A 16,626-nucleotide genomic window follows, 5' to 3' on the forward strand; every position below is an offset into this window, starting at 1 on the left:
AGTCGTCGGTGATGTGCTCGAGCCAGGTGGTCTCGGGCCGGTCGTCGTCGGGTGCGGTGCCGTCCCACAGGGCGAGGTGCTGCATGAAGCGGTCTTCGGTGGCGCCGTGCCAGTGTTCCTCTCCGGGTGGGCAGGTGACGGTCTCGCCGGGATGGGCCTCGTAGACGACGCCGTCGCGGGTGCCGATCAGGGCGGTGCCGGCGACGACGTGGAGGGTTTGGCCGACGGCGTGGTAATGCCAGGCGGTGCGGGCGCCCGGGGCGAAGCGGACCATGTTGGCGCGCAGGCGGGAGGGCTCCTGGCCGACGTGGATGACGTCGAACCAGACGTCTCCGTTGAACCAGTCCTCGGGGCCCTTCCCGGTGGGCTGCGGCTTGACGAACTCCATGGTGTGCTCGTTGCTCTCGTGCGGGCGGGGGTGGGGCGGGGTCAGCGTTCCAGCATGCGCAGGCCGGCTTCGTTGTGGGTGTCGCCGGCGGCCGGGGGGAGGCTGGAGAGCTTTGCCAGGACTTCGGAGCTGAGCCGGAGGCCGTCGGCGGCGGTGTTCTCCTCGACGCGGGTCACGCGCTTGGTGCCGGGGATGGGGGCGATGTCGTCGCCCTGGGCGAGGAGCCAGGCGATCGCGACCTGCGCGGGTGTGGCGCCGACCTGGGCCGCGATGGCTTGGACTTCGTCGGCGAGCGCGAGGTTGCGCTGGAAGTTCTCGCCGGTGAAGCGCGGGTTGCCGCGCCGGAAGTCGCCTTCTTCGAAGTCACTCTCGCTGCGGACGGTGCCGGTGAGGAAGCCGTGCCCGAGCGGGGAGAACGGCACCAGGCCGATGCCCAGCTCCCGCAGCACGGGCAGGACCCGGTCCTCGATGCCGCGGGTCCACAGCGAGTACTCGGACTGCACGGCGGTGACGGGGTGGACGGCGTGGGCGCGGCGGATCGTGTCCGGTCCGGCTTCGGACAGTCCGAAGTGGCGCACCTTGCCCTCCTGGACCAGCTCGGCGACGGCGCCGGCGGTCTCTTCGATAGGGGTGTCCCGGTCGACGCGATGCTGGTAGTACAGGTCGATATGGTCGGTGCCCAGCCGCTTCAGCGACCCCTCAACGGAAACACGGACGTTGGCGGGCTTGGAGTTGAGATTCCACGGGCCCGACCCGCCATGGTCGATCATGCCGAACTTCGTCGCCAGGACGACCTGGTCGCGTCGGCCCTTCAGTGCCCGGCCGAGGAGCTCCTCGTTGGTGTACGGGCCGTAGATCTCGGCGGTGTCGATGAGGGTGACGCCAAGTTCGATCGCCCGGTGCACGGTACGGATCGACTCCGCGTCGTCGCTTCCGGCGCCGGTCAGGCCGTGGGACATGCCCATCGCCCCGAGGCCGATCCGAGAGACCTCCAGGTCACCCAGCTTGATGTGCTTCACGGTTGCGTGTCTCCTCTGACGGATGTGGTTCGGGAAACGCCACAGCTGCGCTGTGGCCGAGTGGGGCGGTCATTCCTCTACGGGAAAGTCCGTGGAGGCCGCCAGGTCGCGCTGGGCTTCGAAGTCGTCGATCCGCCTGCGCAGCACACCGAGGGTGGAGTCCAGCGCCTGAGAGCCCAGCACTATCCGCAGTGGAGCCGGGTCGGTGTCGACGGACTCGATGATGCGAGCGGCCATGCGCTGCGGGTCTCCTGGCGCCAGTCCGTTCGCCGGGTCGAGCATGGCCTGGAATGCGTGGGCGGGGTTGCCGTCGTAGGCGTCGATCGGGTCCGCGACCTGAGCGCTGCCGTAGCGGAACTCCGTGCGGGCCCCACCGGGCTCGACGATCGTCACGCCGATACCGAACGGCGCGACCTCCTGCGCGACCGACTCGGCGAACCCCTCGATGCCCCACTTGGTGGCGTGGTACATGGAGTTGCCGGGGAAGGCGACCTGTCCGCCGTAGGTGGACATCTGCACGATGCGTCCCCCGCCTTGTGCGCGCAGGTGCGGAAGCGCGGCGCGGATCAGGGTGATGGAGCCGGTGAGGTTGGTGGCGATGATGTGGTCGACCTGGGTGTCGGTGATCTCCTCGGCGGCGCCGAACAGACCGTAGCCGGCGTTGGAGACGAGCACGTCCACTCGGCCGGCCGCGAACGCCGCGTCCACCGTCTTGCGTACGGCGGCGATGTCGGTGACGTCGAGGATCTCGGGGCGGAAGGTGTCGGGGTACTTCTCGGTCAGGTCGGCGACCTTGTCCAGGTTGCGGACGGTGCCGATGACCTTCTCGCCGCGCTCGAGGAGCTGGGTGGTCAGGGCGTGGCCGAAGCCGCTGCTGACGCCGGTGATGAGCCAGGTACGGGTGGTCATGCGTGCTCCTCTCGGGTCGGGGCGTCGTCGGCCGGGGCAAGGGCGTGAACGGCAGTCAGGGCGTTGAGGGTGCGGGGGTAGCCGATGAACGGCAGCAGCCCGGTCAGGACGGCGAGCAGGGCGGCCCGGTCGTTGCCCACGTTCAGGTTGGCCGCGATGTGTCCCTTCACCTGCGCGTCGGCGCCGCCGAGCGCGGCAAGCATCGCGAAGGTGAGCAGTTCACGTGTGGGCACGTCGATGCCGGTGCGGGTGTAGTGGTCGCCGAAGCAGTTGACGCTGAGGAACTGCTGGATGTGCTGCTCGTCGGCCGGGGCGTTCGCGTACATGGCGTCCACGGCCTTCTCGCCGACGATCCGCTTCTGCACCGCCAGGCCCTGCTCCATCCGGGTGTCCGGGCTGGTGGTGGACTGGCCCTCCAGGGGCAGTTCGACGCCGCGGTCGGTGAGGACGTCGTTGGTGGCGTGCAGGAAGTCGAAGACGCGGGCCATCCCGGCATAGGGCACGGCCTGGTAGACGATCTCCTTGGCCTCCACCGGCGTGACCCCGACGGTGAGTGCGGCGCCGAGCATCACCCGGTACTCGGTGACCGCGCCGACGGCGATCATCGCGGCGAGCTGCGTCATCAGCCGGGTGCGCTCGTCGACCTCGCCGGTGTGGCGCAGGACCTCGTCGAAGGCGAAGTTGTCGAAGTACTCGATCAGCTCCGGATCGGTGACCGCGAGCGTGGAGACGTGGCCGGGGAAGAGCCGCTCGTGCGCGGCGGTGGCAGCGGCGTTGGGCTTGCGGGCGGTCACGGGCGCACCAGCACCGTCAGCCGGCTGCGGTCGTCCATCGCCTTCTGCGGGGCGGGCACGTTCTCGACCCGGACGTCGCCGGGGCCGGACAGGAAAGTGGCACGCATAGAGGATCTTGCCCTTTCGTAACTGCTGTGGTGGCTCTGTGAACCGGAAGGGGGCGTCGGTGGGTTCTGGGCCGGTCAGCGGGGTTCGAGGCGCAGGGTGGAGGCGCGGGCCCGCTCGGTCAGGACGTGCTCGACGATGCTCGTGTAGTGCCCGTATTTCTCCCGGTAGGCGGCATCCACGCCCGGGTACTCGTCGGGTTCGGCTTGGTGGAAGGTGACGTCCTGCCGGACGCCGCCGGCTTCGATGCGTCCCTGGTGGCGGGACTGCGTTCCCCGGTACCAGGGGCCGCCGGGGCCCTTGACCGAGCGGACGTACAGCTGATCGCCGGAGCGGACCACCCACATCGTCACCGGGTCGCGCAGGGTGCCGTTGAGCCGTTCGGACGCCAGGTCCAGCTCCTGAGCCGCGGCGATCTTCTCGAGATCTGAGCCCTTCCAGTCCGTCATCGTCGTTCCCTTCCCATGTGCAGGGCCAAGAGCCGGGGCTCTGACCAGCCGTGTCGCCGTTCATCCCGTCCGCGGTTTCCCGCACGTGAGGGGCACGCCATCGAGAAGGAGCCACGTCTCGGGATACGGGACCTTGGACGCTCGGCCCCGGTGCGACGCATGGTCAACCCTGCCCTCTATTGCCCGCCGCGGGGAGGCCGAGACGTGCCGGGGAGTGGCCAGCGGGGGTGTAACAGGGCCCCCCTCGACGCGCATGTCGCGCCGGGAGCGGAGAGACACTGGCGAGATGGCACCCGAGCAGCACAGCGGCGGCAACGAGCTGGGGCGCTTCCTGCGCGCGCGCCGCACCCAGACCAGCCCTCAGGCAGCCGGCCTCACCCCCGGCCCCGGGGTGCGCCGCACCCCCGGCCTGCGCCGCGAGGAACTGGCCACGCTCGCCGGGGTCAGCATCGACTACTACATCCGCCTGGAGCGCGGCAAGGAGACCCGCCCCAGCCCGGCCGTGATCGACGCCCTCGCCCGCGCTCTGCAGCTCGACGACGCCGAGCACCAGCACCTGCACGACCTCGCCGTCCGGGCCGCCCGCTACGCGCCTCAGGCCGCCCCGGCGCCGAGCCGGACCGTGCGCCCCCACATGAAACTGCTGCTGGAGACGGTGCGACCGAGCCCGGCCTACGTCGTCAGCCGCAGCATGGACATCCTCGCCCACAACCCCGGCGGCCTCGCCCTGTACACCGGCATCGAGGACTGGCCCGCCACCCAGCGCAACCTCGGCCGATACCTCTTCCTCCACCCCGCCGCCCGCGAGATCTTCCCCGACTGGGACAACCAGATCCGCCACTGCGTCGCCCGCCTGCGTGCCCTGGCCGGCACCGACCCCGACGCCCCCGACCTCACGCAGCTCGTCGGCGAACTCCTCCTGAAGAGTCCGGCCTTCGCCGGGCTGTGGGAGCGCTACGACGTCACGGGCCGCAAGATCACCGCCAAGACCTTCCAGCACCCCCAGGTCGGCAAGATCACCCTCGCCTTCCAGGGCATGACCCTGGAAGGCACCCCCGGCCACCGCTTCGGCGTCTACACCGCCGAGCCCGGCACCCCCGACCACGACGCCATGCTCCTGCTCGACATGACCGCCACCCACACCGAGCCCACGCCGTCCCCACAGGAGCGATGAGCCCCCACGGTTCCAGCCTGGGCAAAGGCATGATCGGGGTAGCTTTGGCGGTGCGTTGGGGGTGGGCGGCGGCGACATAGCGCATGGCGGTCTGCTCGAATGCCGAACAGACGCAACCTGATAGCACCTGCATCGACCGCGTCAGAATGGTGATTCTCTGCCGTTCCTCGGCGGCCTTGCACCCGGCAGCGTTGCGCTTACGGGAAGCGGCAGGTTGGTCACGAACTGGTTCAGGATGTCGTCGCGATCCATGAACATGATCTGGCTCCGCTTCGCCGCGCCCAAGCGTTGCCCAGCCAGGCGGGCAGCCTTGGTCCGGGTACCCCTGCGGCGTAGGTACTGGCGGCATGGGCCATTGCTGTAGGCCTCGTCCGCGGCGAGACTGTTGGGCTTCTTGCGCGGCCTGCCCGCCCCGATGCGCGGGATGCGGATCTTGTCCATCGAGCAGGCTCTGCCATGACTTCCCGGCTTGGTGTTCTGCTGCTTCGCCCCCCCTTTTTGCGCCGGGACCGGCGGCGGATCGGTACGGGCGCCTGCCGCATGCTGATGGGCACGCACGATCGTGGAGTCAACCGAGATGTCCAAGTCGATCTCGCTCGCGGCGTCCGCCGCGTACTGCACCTGCTGCAGCAGGCGTGTTTCCAGGTGCCATCTGCTGACCACAGCCAATGGCGCTCATAGACCGTCTTCCACGGCCCGAACCGCTCAGGCAGATCCCGTCACTGCACCCCGGTCCGCACCCGGTGCAAAATCTCGTCGATCACCTGTCGGTGATCCCGCCACCGGCCACAACGCCCAAATGCATACCTGACAGATTAATGCAGGCCGATTGGGACGGTGGCGCGTCACACTTGCGCGGCCAGACGCACTCCGGTGTCCGGCGGCCTCGACCCGGTCTCCGGCCGCGGATGTCACATATTGACGACCGTCTCGGCAATTCGTGCCCAGTCGGCGAACGTCCAGTCCCAGCGGCGGCAGACGCACTCCTTGGGGAGGTCGCCCCTCGAGGGATGGCCACCAACCTTCCCCACCCTGGCGCGCCCCACGTCGCCGCCTGCCCGCATCCGCCAGCCGACTTGCCCGAGATCGTCCGTCTCTACGGACTGCGGCCGTGGATCGAGCAGAGCAAGGGGCCCAGTCGCACCTCACCAGCACCACCAGCCCTGCTGGCCCAGGGCCTTCCTCGGCACTCACACAGGAGAGCCGGCCCCCACCGTCACACCAAGTCCGGCCGCGCACAAGCGCCCACGTCCATTCACGGCAGCCTCCGCCGCCGCACCGGGGTTCAGTCCGGCGCGTCCAACGACACATGGCAGTTCCGGGGCGTACCGGCTGTTGCGAGAGTTCCGGCTGCCTCACGGCGGGGCAGCCGGCCACGCCGCCCGCCTACCACCCGTCTCCTGGATGGCCCTGCCACCAGGCAGGTCGGTCTTGGGCAGGAACCGCCATTCCCGGGCCGTCGCGCATCAGCCGTCCCGCCTGAAGACATGTCCGCAGGACATGATCACGAAAGGCGTGCACCACCACCAGCGAAGAATCCGCTGGTGAGCCCCCTGCGCCTGGCAGCCGGCCACAGCCACTCAGCGCCTCTTCAGCGGCTCATCGGTCCGACTGCTCGTCGCCCGCCCCCATACACGAGGCGAACCAGCACGTGACCTCACACCGCCCTGACCAGCGGCGACACGCCCAACACCCTAAAAGGGTGCGGATTCGACCCGGATTCGACCCGAGGGCCCCAGACTCCAAAACGATCAGCAGTTGACCTGCAGTGATGCTGATTCTTGCCGCTGTACCGAGCATCCATCAACAGTCTGGTATCACATTTGCAATTAAGTGGACATTTTGGGGCGATTAACGCTACGCAGTGAGTAGTCGCACTCGCCGTCGCCCTCTCCGGCCAACCCAAGCGCGAACCGGACAGCAGCACCACCCGGGCCACCTACTCCGGCGACTAGGGCTGACAGGACAGGTCTCTGACCAGCCTCTTTACAGAAGTCCTTCCGCCTGGCAGAAGCCGCCTTGCCGAGCCGACACAAGCCTCACGACCCTGATTCCAACCAAGGCACGCGGGGCGACGGCGCCCCGCCGACAGGGACGGGAACGCCATGCCTCACATGACCGCCTTCGCCAGGAACGAGTGGTTCGCGGTGTTAACGGTCAGCCAGAGCGGCTGGACGTACAGCCTCTGCCTCGAAGCGATTGGGGGAAACCACCCCGTACCGCCCCCGTCATCCAGCACCCCAGGGCAGACGAACAGCCTCAGACCAGCCCTGGCGGCAGCTCCCAGCGCAGATCTCCAGAGTCAAGAGCCACGCTCCAGGAGGCGAGGGATGTCGCCAGCCGGCCGAGCACGAGGGTCAAAGCCTCGGGAACGAACCCACACTCATGCGCAATCCGGTCCGCCTCGACACATCCATGGCCAACGGAGAAGTCCGTGTGCGCCGCAAGGCAAAGGGCAGTCAGCCGCAGAGCCGGGTCACCGGCACTCACGCCGCCGACTGTCGCCATGCGCAACGCCCAGTCAGCAGCCTTCCTGCGGTCCGGGCGTGCCGGATGCTGAGCAAACAGCCCGCCGTCGAGAATCTGGGCGATCGTCCCGCCACTCTCAGAGCCCGGGCAGGCTGGCGTTCTGCGGAGACATCGCGCCTGCTCCAACTCAGTCCACGGGAGCAGGTCGCGGCCCAGGCGGAGGCTGTGCAGGACCCCGATCGGCAACCGAACCTGCCCGTCGGCATTCATGCGCAGGGCACACTGCACGGCGAGCAGTCGGGTCGCAGCCCCGGTGTGGCCTGGCAGAGTGGCGGCCAAGTAGCTGAGCATCTCCCGCACCCGAACCTGATCGCCCGGCCCTTTGGGCTGTCGTTTGCGCCGCCGCGAGGCACCGTCCGCCGCCGCCACGGTCGTACGCAGGAAGGTTTCCGGAACCACGGCGGCCTGCATCGTGACCGACGCACAGGCCGTGCAGGCATCGGCAAGTCGCCAGAGCCGCCCACCCCGCTCACGGGCAAGGAGAAGCCGAACCGGGCCGGCGCAGCCGCGGTGCCGGGGGTGCCAGCGGCACCCCCGCTCGTGACACTGACAGGTACGCAAGTACGACGGTAGAGCGTCGCGCCGGGCATGCCCGGCCAGGTGTTCGAGTGCCGCGGAGCGTGCAGATACGGCAGCAAGCAGTACGCCCCGGTGGTCGCACTGCTGACAAACGAGCTGCGGTCCACCGGAGCCGGGCCGCAGCTCCACAGTCCAGGCACGCCGCGCTGTCGGGCATGTCGTGTGGAGCCTCATAGGGCGCGCGCTCCTCCCAGTCCTGTCTCGCGCCGTTGTTCGCTCAAGGGAGCGGCAGCACACGGTAGTGCAGACCTCTGCCCCCTTGCCCGGGCCGCCACCTGGGGAAATAGGGCAGAGGTCTGCACTGACAGGGCAGGGGTCTGCCCCGTCGGATGGTCAGGTGACGATCTTTCCGCCCGATCCGAACTTCGAGGCGCTCCGCCTGGAGCTCGCGCGCCTACGGGCGGCCCGAGGATGGAGCTATGACGAGCTCGCCGCCCGTAGCGGCCTCGCCAGACGGACTCTCATCGAAATTGAGCAGGGCCGCACGATCGGGACTCTGAAGACCTGGCACGCCCTCGCGCACGCTCTGAGCACTCCGCTCGACGAGTTCTTCTCCACGCTGTGCAACGGCCACGAACCGCCGACAAAGGCGGACGACTGACTAGCTCCAAGACGGCGTTCGCCAACCGCCCGAATTAGTGACGCGAAGCGAACACGCACTCGCACTCCCGAAAGCCAGTCTCAACAAATACGGCCGTCCAGGGGACACTGCGGGAGCGACACCGGCCGAGCGGCGTGTTGGCTGGCAGGTTCGCCCTCATGCGCTCCACACCCCCTTCCCCACACCGCCGGGACGGAAGCCCCGTCCACGTCCACGCCAGACGTTCCCTCCGCGTCAGCGCTGACAGTGCCAGCCGTCTGCTGCGGTGCGGCCAAAGCGACCGCTGCCGCGATTGCGGCAACCGCATCGAGTGGTACCACCGCATCAACGAGCAGCCGGTGCGGCTGCACCCTGACGAACTGCCTGCCGAGAAGGTGCCTTCGACCTGTCATTGGCACGTCAGCCGCGGTGTCGCTCATCCGGCGGGCGACGGCAGCGCCTGGTGCCGACTGCCGCACGCCCTGCTCTGCCCTGCCCGCGAAGCCCTCCCGGCTGCCCCCGAATTGGCAGGACTGCGCCGTGCTCTGGCGGTCAACACCCGCCGCCTGATCGACCGCGGTGCGTTCGTTCCCTCTTCAGCTCAGCCGAACGTCGAGACCTCGCCGACGACTACGTGCCGGCCAGCCCGACCTGTCGTGCAGCTCCTGTACATCCGCTATCTCGCCAACCGCCCGGTGGACGAAATCCAGTGCGTCGCTCAGACCCGCCGACGCCGCCGCTGCACCAGTCCACTGCTCACACCTCAGTCTCCGGCGGGGGTGTGGACCCTCGTATCCACCACTGCTGTCCGCGGCCAACTTCCTTTGCACGGGGAGGTCATGGCCGTCTACGCGCTCACACATCTGCACTACGCCGATCAATTGCGCTGGAGGGCCCAGCGCTGTCCCGAGCACGCCGCCACTCCCACAGCACCCGACGTGACGGTGGCCGAGTGGGAGCCCTTCGATCCGCTCCTCCACCACGAACACATCCGCAGCCGGCTCCCGACGATCACCCGACGTCCAGGGCCTGCAGACCGGAGCAGGAGGGCACCGCAGCCGTGACCGGACACCACGCGGTCGAGATCGCCCTGACCCGGCCCGCCACTGACGATGAGCTGTGCCGTGCCCGTCGTGTCGTGGCTCTGGCCAGCGACACCAGCCGCACCAGACTGCTGGCCCTGCAGCGTGCCAAGACTCCTGGCCGCGCACTGCGAGCGCTTCGCCACCGGCTCGATGCGGTGCTGCCCATCGACGTTCTCACCACCCACTACCCGGACCGGCAGGGCCGGGTCATGATGAACGTCGCCCTCAGCCCCGCCGCCCGCACCACCATCCGCCGGACCGCGGCAGCCTCGGGCCAACGGCCCCGGGACTTCCTACGCCAGGTCGTGACCGATGCCGTTGCCCGGCACAGCGAAGAGCGTGCCCGCCAGCTGGAAGAGCTTCTGGCCGAGCACACCCCCGAAGAACTGCTGCTCTGCGCAGTGAGCGCTCTCCTGCGTCACCCCCGCCGCCGGCCCAGATGCAAGAGTGCCCCCGCCCCTTCTTGAGGAGTATTTGTGTCCACCCCAACCGACGAGCAGGTTCACGCCCTCGACGCCTTCCGAGCAGGACACCACCTCGCCCTGCAAGCGGGAGCCGGTACCGGCAAGACCACCACCCTCCAGATGCTCGCGTCCAGCACCAAACGACGAGGCCGCTACGTCGCCTTCAACAAGGACATCGCCTGCCACGCCGCTACACGCTTCCCGCGCACGGTGACATGCAGGACCGCCCATGCGACCGCGTACGCCGCCCTCGGCCACCGCTATGCCGGTCGGCTCAACGGACCGCGCCAACCCGCCTGGAAAACCGGCCAAGCCCTCGGCATCACCCGACACGTCCGAATCGGCGATCACGAGATCAGCCACAGGACGCTCTCCAACACAGCGCTACGCGCCGTGAAGCACTTCTGCTACTCCGCTGACCAGACTCTCAGCCACCATCATGTACCGCGGCTTCGCCGCCTGCCGACGCCCGCCGAGCACACTCAACTCGCCGACTCGGTCTTTCCGTTCGCGGTGAAAGCGTGGGCCGACCTTCAGAACCCCGACCAGGGCGTCGTCCACTTCGAACACGACCACTATCTGAAGATGTGGGCCCTGACCCACCCGAAAATCGAAGCGGACTTCCTCTTCCTCGACGAGGCCCAGGACACCAACCCGGTCCTGGAACAGGTCTTCCATGCCCAACGCGACCATGCCCAGCTCGTCATGGTGGGCGACTCCGCACAGGCCATCTACGGCTGGCGCGGCGCCCGGGACGTGATGACCGGCTTCGACGACGCCACCGCACTCACTCTCACCCGCTCCTTCCGCTTCGGCCCCCTCCTCGCCCAACAGGCCAACCGCTGGCTCGAACTCGCCGACGCTCCCATCCGGTTGACCGGAAGCGAGACGGTGCCCACGGAAATTGGAGACATCGCAAACCCGGATGCAGTGCTGTGTCGCACCAACATCGGCGCTATGACCGAGGTCATGCGGCTCCTCGCCGAAGGCCGCCGCGTCGCCCTGGCCCGCGGCGGACACACACTCGCCGCACTGGCGTTGGCCGCACGCGGCCTCAAAGAAGGCCGCCGAACCAGCCATCCCGAACTCGTCCTCTTCGCCTCCTGGGGCGAAGTACAGGACTATGCGGCATACGACCCAGCTGGCGCCGACCTGCAGCCCTTCGTCGACCTCGTCGACGCACACGGCCCCGAGGCGATCCTCACTGCGGTCGACAAACTCACCGACGAGCACGGCGCCGAGGTGATCGTCTCCACCGCGCACAAGGCCAAGGGCCGCGAATGGCCAACGGTTCGGATCGGCGACGACTTCCCACCCCCCAAGGACACCGGCCAGCAGGACTCCGAGGGCAGTCCTATCCCTGAACCTGTCAGCGATACTGACGCCCGTCTCGCCTATGTCGCCGTCACCCGAGCGCGTCGCCATCTCGACCTTGGTGGACTGTCCTGGATCGACAGCCACCTTGGAAACTGACTGGACCACCACCCGGCCGGAGGGCCGATGCCCCCATCAGGCCCGTAGTTTTCAGCGAGTAAGAGGGTTGTTCAATTCACAGCTATTGCCGGTCCAGGGTGCCTGGTTACCCTCGATCGTTCATGAGTCTCCGTCAGCTCGCTAATGGAGTCTTTGCGTCTGTACGTGAATTCTTTTCGAGGCTGGGGCAGGGCGAGGGCCCAACGTCGCTCCTGTTGGCAGGGACACTCGACCGCGCCGCCGTCGACGCCGGCTTCACCCGCCCGTACCACAACGGCCGCACCGAGGGCGTCAACACCCGAACCAAACGGATCATGAGGCAGATGCACGGCCGGACCGGGTTCTCCCTGCTCCGCCACCGCATCCTCCTCCAGTGATCACTACACAGCGCTACCACCGATTACGGGACAGAGCCGAACGTTTTACAGTCCCGAGCCCGGCGTTCACTCGTGCGTGTGAAGGGCGCTGATGTGGTGGAGCCATGGGCGCTGCTCACCGTAGCGTCGTGGCTGATCTTGGCGTCCGTGTTCGATCTGCTGAGGAGCGGTGGACGTGCATATGAAGGATTCCGGGGCGAGTTCCGTCCTCCGAGTGCCGGAAGGATCACAGGAGGATACGTGGTCCGACTCCTGTCGCCTGGAGGACCTGGCATTCTTGCACCGGGGATTCACCGAATACGCGCACCAGCTGGACCTAGACGAACGATGGGCTCGGCGCTGGACGACGAGGTGGAAGTTCGGGCAGGACGCCGCCGCCACGTACTCGGTGCGCGACCTCAACGAGGTCGACGTCTCACGCACCATGCCGGTGCGTCGGTTCACTTGGCGGACCGACCAGTACCACCGGCCCGGGCTCGAGTACATGGTGTCCACGCGTCGGCATCACGGTTATGAGAGCTTCGAGGAGGAGTGTCTGCTCCTAGTCGCTGACTTCGCGGCCGGGCTGCGTGAGGCGCTTTCGCAGCCGTTCCTGCTGCGCTTCTACGCGGGCGGCAAGCGGGTAAATCACACGCCGGACTACCTGCTGCTGACCGATACCGGTCCATTCGTGATCGATGTACGGCCGGCCGGTCGGATTCACCCCGAGGACGAGCTGAAGTTCGCCGCGACGTTCGAGGCCGCATTGGCCGCCGGGTGGCGCTACGGCGTGGTGACCGGCTGGCGTCGGCACGTATGGGAAACGGTGGACGCGTTCTCCGCCGAACGGCGGCCGTTGTCCAATGTGCTCGACATGCACGGCCAGCTGCGCGCAGCTGCCTCCCAAGGTCCGCAGCCGCTACGTGACTTGGTCGAGCGGTGCTCCATCCCTGCAGTGGCCCGGGCCCATGCCCTGCACTTGCTGTGGCGTAGAGAGCTCGGTGCGGACCTCTCGGCACCGTACGGGGACGCGAGCCTGATCCGGCTCGCACTCGTAGAGCCTCGCGGTGTGCGGTAGTGAATACTGAAACGGCATCGACATGGGCGCTGGAGCCCGGCACCGAGCTGATCATCGATGGCAAGGCGTGGCGGGTCGAGACGTGTCTGCCGCACTTGGGCCGCGTGACACTCATCGGGGACGAGGGCGCGCCGTGGAAGGTCCAGCTGAGCGAGCTGATCCACCGCCCCGGTTGCCGACCGTCCACCCGGACCCGCAAGGATCTCCCGGCTGCCAGCCGGGGCCGCCAGCCGAAGTCGATGGCAGACCTCCTTCCGGTTCAACAAGAGCACGTGGTACGGCGGCTGGAGCACATCCGGGAGGTCGAGACCGGCTACCGCAGCGGCGATCCGGACGCCGCGCTGCCGCACGAACCACTCCAACAGTACGACCCGGAGACCACGACACTGACGCAGCGCCGAAAGGCGAAGGAGGCCGAGCTGCGCAAGGCGAAGGCCATGGATTTTACGCTGGCGAAGTCGCTGGCCCTGCACAAGGTGAGCGCGCGGACGCTGGTGCGCTGGGACACGGCACGGCGCAAGCTCGGGCCGATCGGTCTCTCGGACGACCGGTGGCTGCGAGAGGCGACCGGGCACCGGATCACCCCGGAGGTGCGCGAGGCGCTGTTCGCCGTACGTGACGAGAGCCTGCGGCGGGCGAAGCTGACCGCGCGCGACCGCGAACGCCTCATCCACCAGTACGTACGGGAGACCTTCGGCGAGAAGACCAAGGTCCCCAGCTACGACGTCTTGCGCAGGGTGTGGCGGGACTGGTTCGGCTCCAACGGCGGGCGGCAGCGCTACGCACGCTCGGCGGCCGTGGCGCAGAAGTACGCGACGGGGCGGCACGTGGTGGTGCACCGGCCTGGGCAGGTTGTGGCCCTGGACACCACTGTGCTGCCGGTGAAGGTCCTGGAGGACGTGTTCGGCGATCCGGTCTCCGTGCATCTCACGCTGGCACTCGACGTGTACACGCACTCGATCGTGGCGTTCCGGCTCAGCCTGGTCTCGGACTCCTCGATCGACGTGGCAATGGTGCTGCGGGACATGACGATGCCGCTGCCGATGCGCCCTGACTGGGGCGAGGACATGGAGTGGGCCTATCCCGGCGTCCCGGGCACGGTGGTGGCCGACTTCGCCGGGTACGAGGTGGCCGGGCTGCCGTTCTTCGCGCCAGAGACCGTCACCACCGACCACGGCTCCGTCTACCGCAACCACCACTTGGTCGAGGTTCAGCGGGTCCTCGGCGCGAACATCAAGCCGAGCCGGGTGCTGCGCCCCACTGACAAGAAGGCCGTGGAACGCGCCTTCGGGGCCATCCAGTCGCTGCTGTTCGCGATCCTGCTCGGTTACCAGGGCGTGGACACCGCCGACCGCGGCGTGGATCCGGAGGCCGACGCCTGCCTGACTGTGGCTGAGATGGAGCACATCATCGCCACCTGGATTGTGAAGATCTGGCAGAACCGCCGCTTCGACTCCTACGCCCCGAGCTGGGACCCGGGCGGTGACCACAGTCCCAACAGCCTGTTCGCTGCCTCCATAACTCAGGGCGGCTTCGCACTGCAGATTCCTTCTCCTGAGTTGTACTACCAGCTTCTCCCCACCCATCGAGTCATGATCCACGGCAAGCGAGGCGTGAAGATCAAGAACCTGTGGTACGACGGAGAGGCCCTGGACCCGTACCGCGGGGAGCTCTCCCGGCGCGGCGGCAAAGACGCGAACCGCTACGTCATCCACCGGGACCCGCGCGATCCCTGCTTCGTGTTCTTCCAGGATCCGCTCACGCACGACTGGCACACCCTGCGCTGGGTGGGCCTGCCCGAGGAAGGGCAATTCCCCGCTTTCAGCGACGCCCGTGTTCGCGAGGCCATGCGCGAACTACGCAAGCGCGGGCTGGCGCCGAAGTCGGACAAGGAACTCCTGCCGGTCCTCCTCGACGTGATCGGTGGGAAGATCCCCGTCGAGCAGTGGCCGACTCAACTGACGAAGAAGCAGCGCACCGAGCACGCCCGCGAAGTGACTCAGGCCGCGGCCGCCGCGGCCGACCGCCCCGCCGACGCCATTGCGGCCCAGTCGGCGCCCGCCGAGCCAGCGCCCGCCGCCGTGCCCGCGGCGCGCACCGGCTCAGACGACGGCAAGGTCATCCCGCTGCGCTGGCGCGAACGCGCCGAGCAGGGACAGAACGCGGTCACCAACGAACGTCGACGACGGCGTGAAGCCGCCGTCTCCGAACGCCCGACCCCGCCACCACAGGATCTGTCCGAGCGGCTGCGCGCCACCAGCCTGCTGGCCCTGCCCGACGACGACACAGACGAGCCCGGTGCGGCGACAGCGGCCGCAGCCGAGGAAGAGGTCAGCCGGTGAATCCCCCCTACAACGGTCCGTCGTTCCTCCCCGGCCCGCCGATCGACCGCACCACGTGGGAGGGCTGGCGGCGCTGGTGCGATACCCGCAGGGCGTTCATCCCCGCTCCCGTGCTGACGGCCGCCGAATTCGCCCTCAAGTCACCCCGCCAGCAACGCCTTTACAACCTGCACAGGCTCGCCACACACAGCAGCCTGCCCATCGACGTGACTCCGATGAGCGAGCGCGTCGCCCACGCTGTTCTGGCCCGCGTCGAGGACGGCGCGTTCAGCCACAAGGCCTGCACACGCGGCGGCATCATGGTCAACGGCGATGGCGCCCAGGGCAAGACCGAGACCGTGTGCGAGGCCTTGGCCGTCTTCGAAGAGACGTGGATGGCCCTGAACAACTACATGAACCCTGATGCCATGCCCGGCACCCGCGACCTGGTCGCCCCCGTCGCCTACGTACGCTGCCCGGTCAAGGCCACCCCCATCTCCACCTGCCAGCGCATCCTCGACTTCTACGGCGAGGACTACAAGGGCATGCGCCTGGAGGACCTGGTCCGTACCGTCAAGACCGCCATCGTCGAGCACGCCACCAGGGCACTCGTCATCGACGACATCACCCGCCTCAAACTCCACCGGGAAGCCGACCAGGACGTCCTCGACCTGATCCGCGAAATGATGAGCATGCCCGTCACGCTCATTCTCGTCGGCGTCGGCATCCCCACCTCCGGTCTGCTGCGCGAAGGCCGTCGCGACCCCAAGACCCTGGATTGGATCTACCAGCCGATCAAGGATCGCGGCCGCAGCCCGAACGATCACGCCGCCAGCCAGCACGAGCGGCGCTTCCAGATCGTCGACCTCGACCCGTTCCGCTACACCGCCGGACCGGAGATGGCCGCCTGGATGGATCATCTGGCCCGCATGGAAGGGCACTTGCGACTACTGAACGACACCAAAGGAATGCTGACCGGAGACGACATGCCCGAGTACCTGTTCGACCGCACCGGCGGCGTGGTCGGTGTACTGGAGAAGCTCATCCAGCACGGCTGTCGACGGGCCATCGACGAGCGGAGCGAGCGGCTGACGAAGGAGCTGTTCAACCAGTTCACCGTCACCCCCGGCGACATGCCCGACCTCGACGTGGAATCCGGCGAGCAGCCCAAGATCCCGCCGCACAAGCCCACCCCGGGGAAAAAGAAGCCGAAGGGCCGCAACGCCGTCTTCGACGATGACGGCCCCGCCGCAGCCGGCGAGACGGGCTGACGGAGGTGACACCCCGGCCGCTGCCCCGCAGCCTCGCGCCCCTACCCGAGGA

Annotated in this window: 16 protein-coding genes and 1 pseudogene; 10 read left to right on the plus strand and 7 right to left on the minus strand. The window is 68.2% G+C overall.

The genetic code is table 11. The features are described 5' to 3' along the window. The 5 genes from Sri02f_RS18585 to Sri02f_RS18605 all read right to left on the minus strand — a co-directional run. Window positions 1–388 (minus strand): (R)-mandelonitrile lyase (locus Sri02f_RS18585; RefSeq protein ID WP_109002439.1); only part of this gene is annotated, 388 nt, incomplete at its 3' end. A gap of 41 nt (window positions 389–429) precedes the next feature. Then, window positions 430–1,407: an aldo/keto reductase gene (locus Sri02f_RS18590; RefSeq protein ID WP_109002440.1), complete on the minus strand. Its 978-nt coding sequence runs from the start codon at window positions 1,405–1,407 to the stop codon at window positions 430–432. A 69-nt stretch (window positions 1,408–1,476) separates the two neighbouring features. Beyond that, window positions 1,477–2,316 carry an SDR family oxidoreductase gene (locus tag Sri02f_RS18595; protein ID WP_109002441.1) on the minus strand — a complete coding sequence of 280 codons (840 nt, stop codon included), beginning with the start codon at window positions 2,314–2,316 and terminating at the stop codon, window positions 1,477–1,479. After that, entirely contained in the window at window positions 2,313–3,110 is a 798-nt protein-coding gene (locus Sri02f_RS18600; RefSeq protein ID WP_109002442.1) for a carboxymuconolactone decarboxylase family protein, read from the minus strand. The genes Sri02f_RS18595 and Sri02f_RS18600 overlap by 4 nt, the downstream gene beginning before the upstream one ends. 182 nt (window positions 3,111–3,292) lie before the next feature. Next, the gene (locus tag Sri02f_RS18605) at window positions 3,293–3,664 is read right to left on the minus strand and encodes a DUF2255 family protein (RefSeq protein ID WP_109002443.1); all 372 of its coding nucleotides are present in this window, start codon (window positions 3,662–3,664) and stop codon (window positions 3,293–3,295) included. A 286-nt stretch (window positions 3,665–3,950) separates the two neighbouring features. On the opposite strand from Sri02f_RS18605, the gene Sri02f_RS18610 reads away from it, so the two are divergent. Continuing rightward, window positions 3,951–4,838 (plus strand): helix-turn-helix transcriptional regulator, encoded by an 888-nt coding sequence (locus Sri02f_RS18610; protein WP_109002444.1) that lies wholly within the window; start codon window positions 3,951–3,953, stop codon window positions 4,836–4,838. Between the two features lie 141 nt (window positions 4,839–4,979). Here Sri02f_RS18610 and Sri02f_RS18615 read toward each other — a convergent pair whose 3' ends face one another. After that, window positions 4,980–5,507, minus strand: a complete 528-nt coding sequence (locus tag Sri02f_RS18615; RefSeq protein WP_159106736.1) for a hypothetical protein — start codon at window positions 5,505–5,507, stop codon at window positions 4,980–4,982. Window positions 5,508–5,758: 251 nt separating this feature from the next. Between Sri02f_RS18615 and Sri02f_RS44345 the strand changes: the two are divergent. Beyond that, window positions 5,759–5,965, plus strand: a pseudogene (locus tag Sri02f_RS44345) (IS701 family transposase); the annotation flags it as partial. Window positions 5,966–7,097: 1,132 nt separating this feature from the next. Here Sri02f_RS44345 and Sri02f_RS18625 read toward each other — a convergent pair. Further along, window positions 7,098–7,778 carry a hypothetical protein gene (locus tag Sri02f_RS18625; RefSeq protein WP_245970679.1) on the minus strand — a complete coding sequence of 227 codons (681 nt, stop codon included), beginning with the start codon at window positions 7,776–7,778 and terminating at the stop codon, window positions 7,098–7,100. Window positions 7,779–8,283: 505 nt separating this feature from the next. Here Sri02f_RS18625 and Sri02f_RS18630 point away from each other — a divergent pair. The 8 genes from Sri02f_RS18630 (at window position 8,284) to Sri02f_RS18660 (ending at window position 16,574) form a co-directional block, all read left to right on the plus strand. Further along, a complete protein-coding gene (locus Sri02f_RS18630) occupies window positions 8,284–8,547 on the plus strand; it encodes a helix-turn-helix transcriptional regulator (protein ID WP_109002446.1) in 264 nt (87 codons plus the stop codon). A 158-nt stretch (window positions 8,548–8,705) separates the two neighbouring features. After that, window positions 8,706–9,590, plus strand: a complete 885-nt coding sequence (locus Sri02f_RS42910) for a DUF6083 domain-containing protein (protein ID WP_245970680.1) — start codon at window positions 8,706–8,708, stop codon at window positions 9,588–9,590. Then, a complete protein-coding gene (locus tag Sri02f_RS18640; RefSeq protein ID WP_109002447.1) occupies window positions 9,587–10,078 on the plus strand; it encodes a hypothetical protein in 492 nt (163 codons plus the stop codon). The genes Sri02f_RS42910 and Sri02f_RS18640 overlap by 4 nt, the downstream gene beginning before the upstream one ends. A gap of 9 nt (window positions 10,079–10,087) precedes the next feature. After that, window positions 10,088–11,548 (plus strand): UvrD-helicase domain-containing protein, encoded by a 1,461-nt coding sequence (locus tag Sri02f_RS18645; RefSeq protein WP_109002448.1) that lies wholly within the window; start codon window positions 10,088–10,090, stop codon window positions 11,546–11,548. A 215-nt stretch (window positions 11,549–11,763) separates the two neighbouring features. Then, entirely contained in the window at window positions 11,764–11,925 is a 162-nt protein-coding gene (locus Sri02f_RS41250) for a transposase (protein ID WP_159106737.1), read from the plus strand. A 169-nt stretch (window positions 11,926–12,094) separates the two neighbouring features. Further along, window positions 12,095–12,982 carry a TnsA-like heteromeric transposase endonuclease subunit gene (locus Sri02f_RS18650; RefSeq protein ID WP_245970681.1) on the plus strand — a complete coding sequence of 296 codons (888 nt, stop codon included), beginning with the start codon at window positions 12,095–12,097 and terminating at the stop codon, window positions 12,980–12,982. Beyond that, a complete protein-coding gene (locus tag Sri02f_RS18655; RefSeq protein WP_245970682.1) occupies window positions 12,982–15,324 on the plus strand; it encodes a transposase in 2,343 nt (780 codons plus the stop codon). Before Sri02f_RS18650 ends, Sri02f_RS18655 begins: the two co-directional genes overlap by 1 nt. Window positions 15,325–15,434: 110 nt before the next feature. Then, window positions 15,435–16,574 (plus strand): AAA family ATPase, encoded by a 1,140-nt coding sequence (locus Sri02f_RS18660; RefSeq protein ID WP_245970683.1) that lies wholly within the window; start codon window positions 15,435–15,437, stop codon window positions 16,572–16,574. The last annotated feature ends 52 nt before the right edge of the window (window positions 16,575–16,626 follow it).

The organism is Streptomyces rishiriensis (assembly GCF_003112535.1).
In the GTDB taxonomy this organism is placed as follows: domain Bacteria; phylum Actinomycetota; class Actinomycetes; order Streptomycetales; family Streptomycetaceae; genus Streptomyces; species Streptomyces rishiriensis.

Bases quoted from the DNA above. Each gene is read 5' to 3' on its own strand.
- Sri02f_RS18595 (WP_109002441.1), bottom strand. From the start codon at position 2,316: ATGACCACCCGTACCTGGCTCATCACCGGCGTCAGCAGCGGCTTCGGC.
- Sri02f_RS18605 (WP_109002443.1), bottom strand. From the start codon at position 3,664: ATGACGGACTGGAAGGGCTCAGATCTCGAGAAGATCGCCGCGGCTCAG.
- Sri02f_RS18610 (WP_109002444.1), top strand. From the start codon at position 3,951: ATGGCACCCGAGCAGCACAGCGGCGGCAACGAGCTGGGGCGCTTCCTG.
- Sri02f_RS42910 (WP_245970680.1), top strand. From the start codon at position 8,706: ATGCGCTCCACACCCCCTTCCCCACACCGCCGGGACGGAAGCCCCGTC.
- Sri02f_RS18625 (WP_245970679.1), bottom strand. From the start codon at position 7,778: ATGCAGGCCGCCGTGGTTCCGGAAACCTTCCTGCGTACGACCGTGGCG.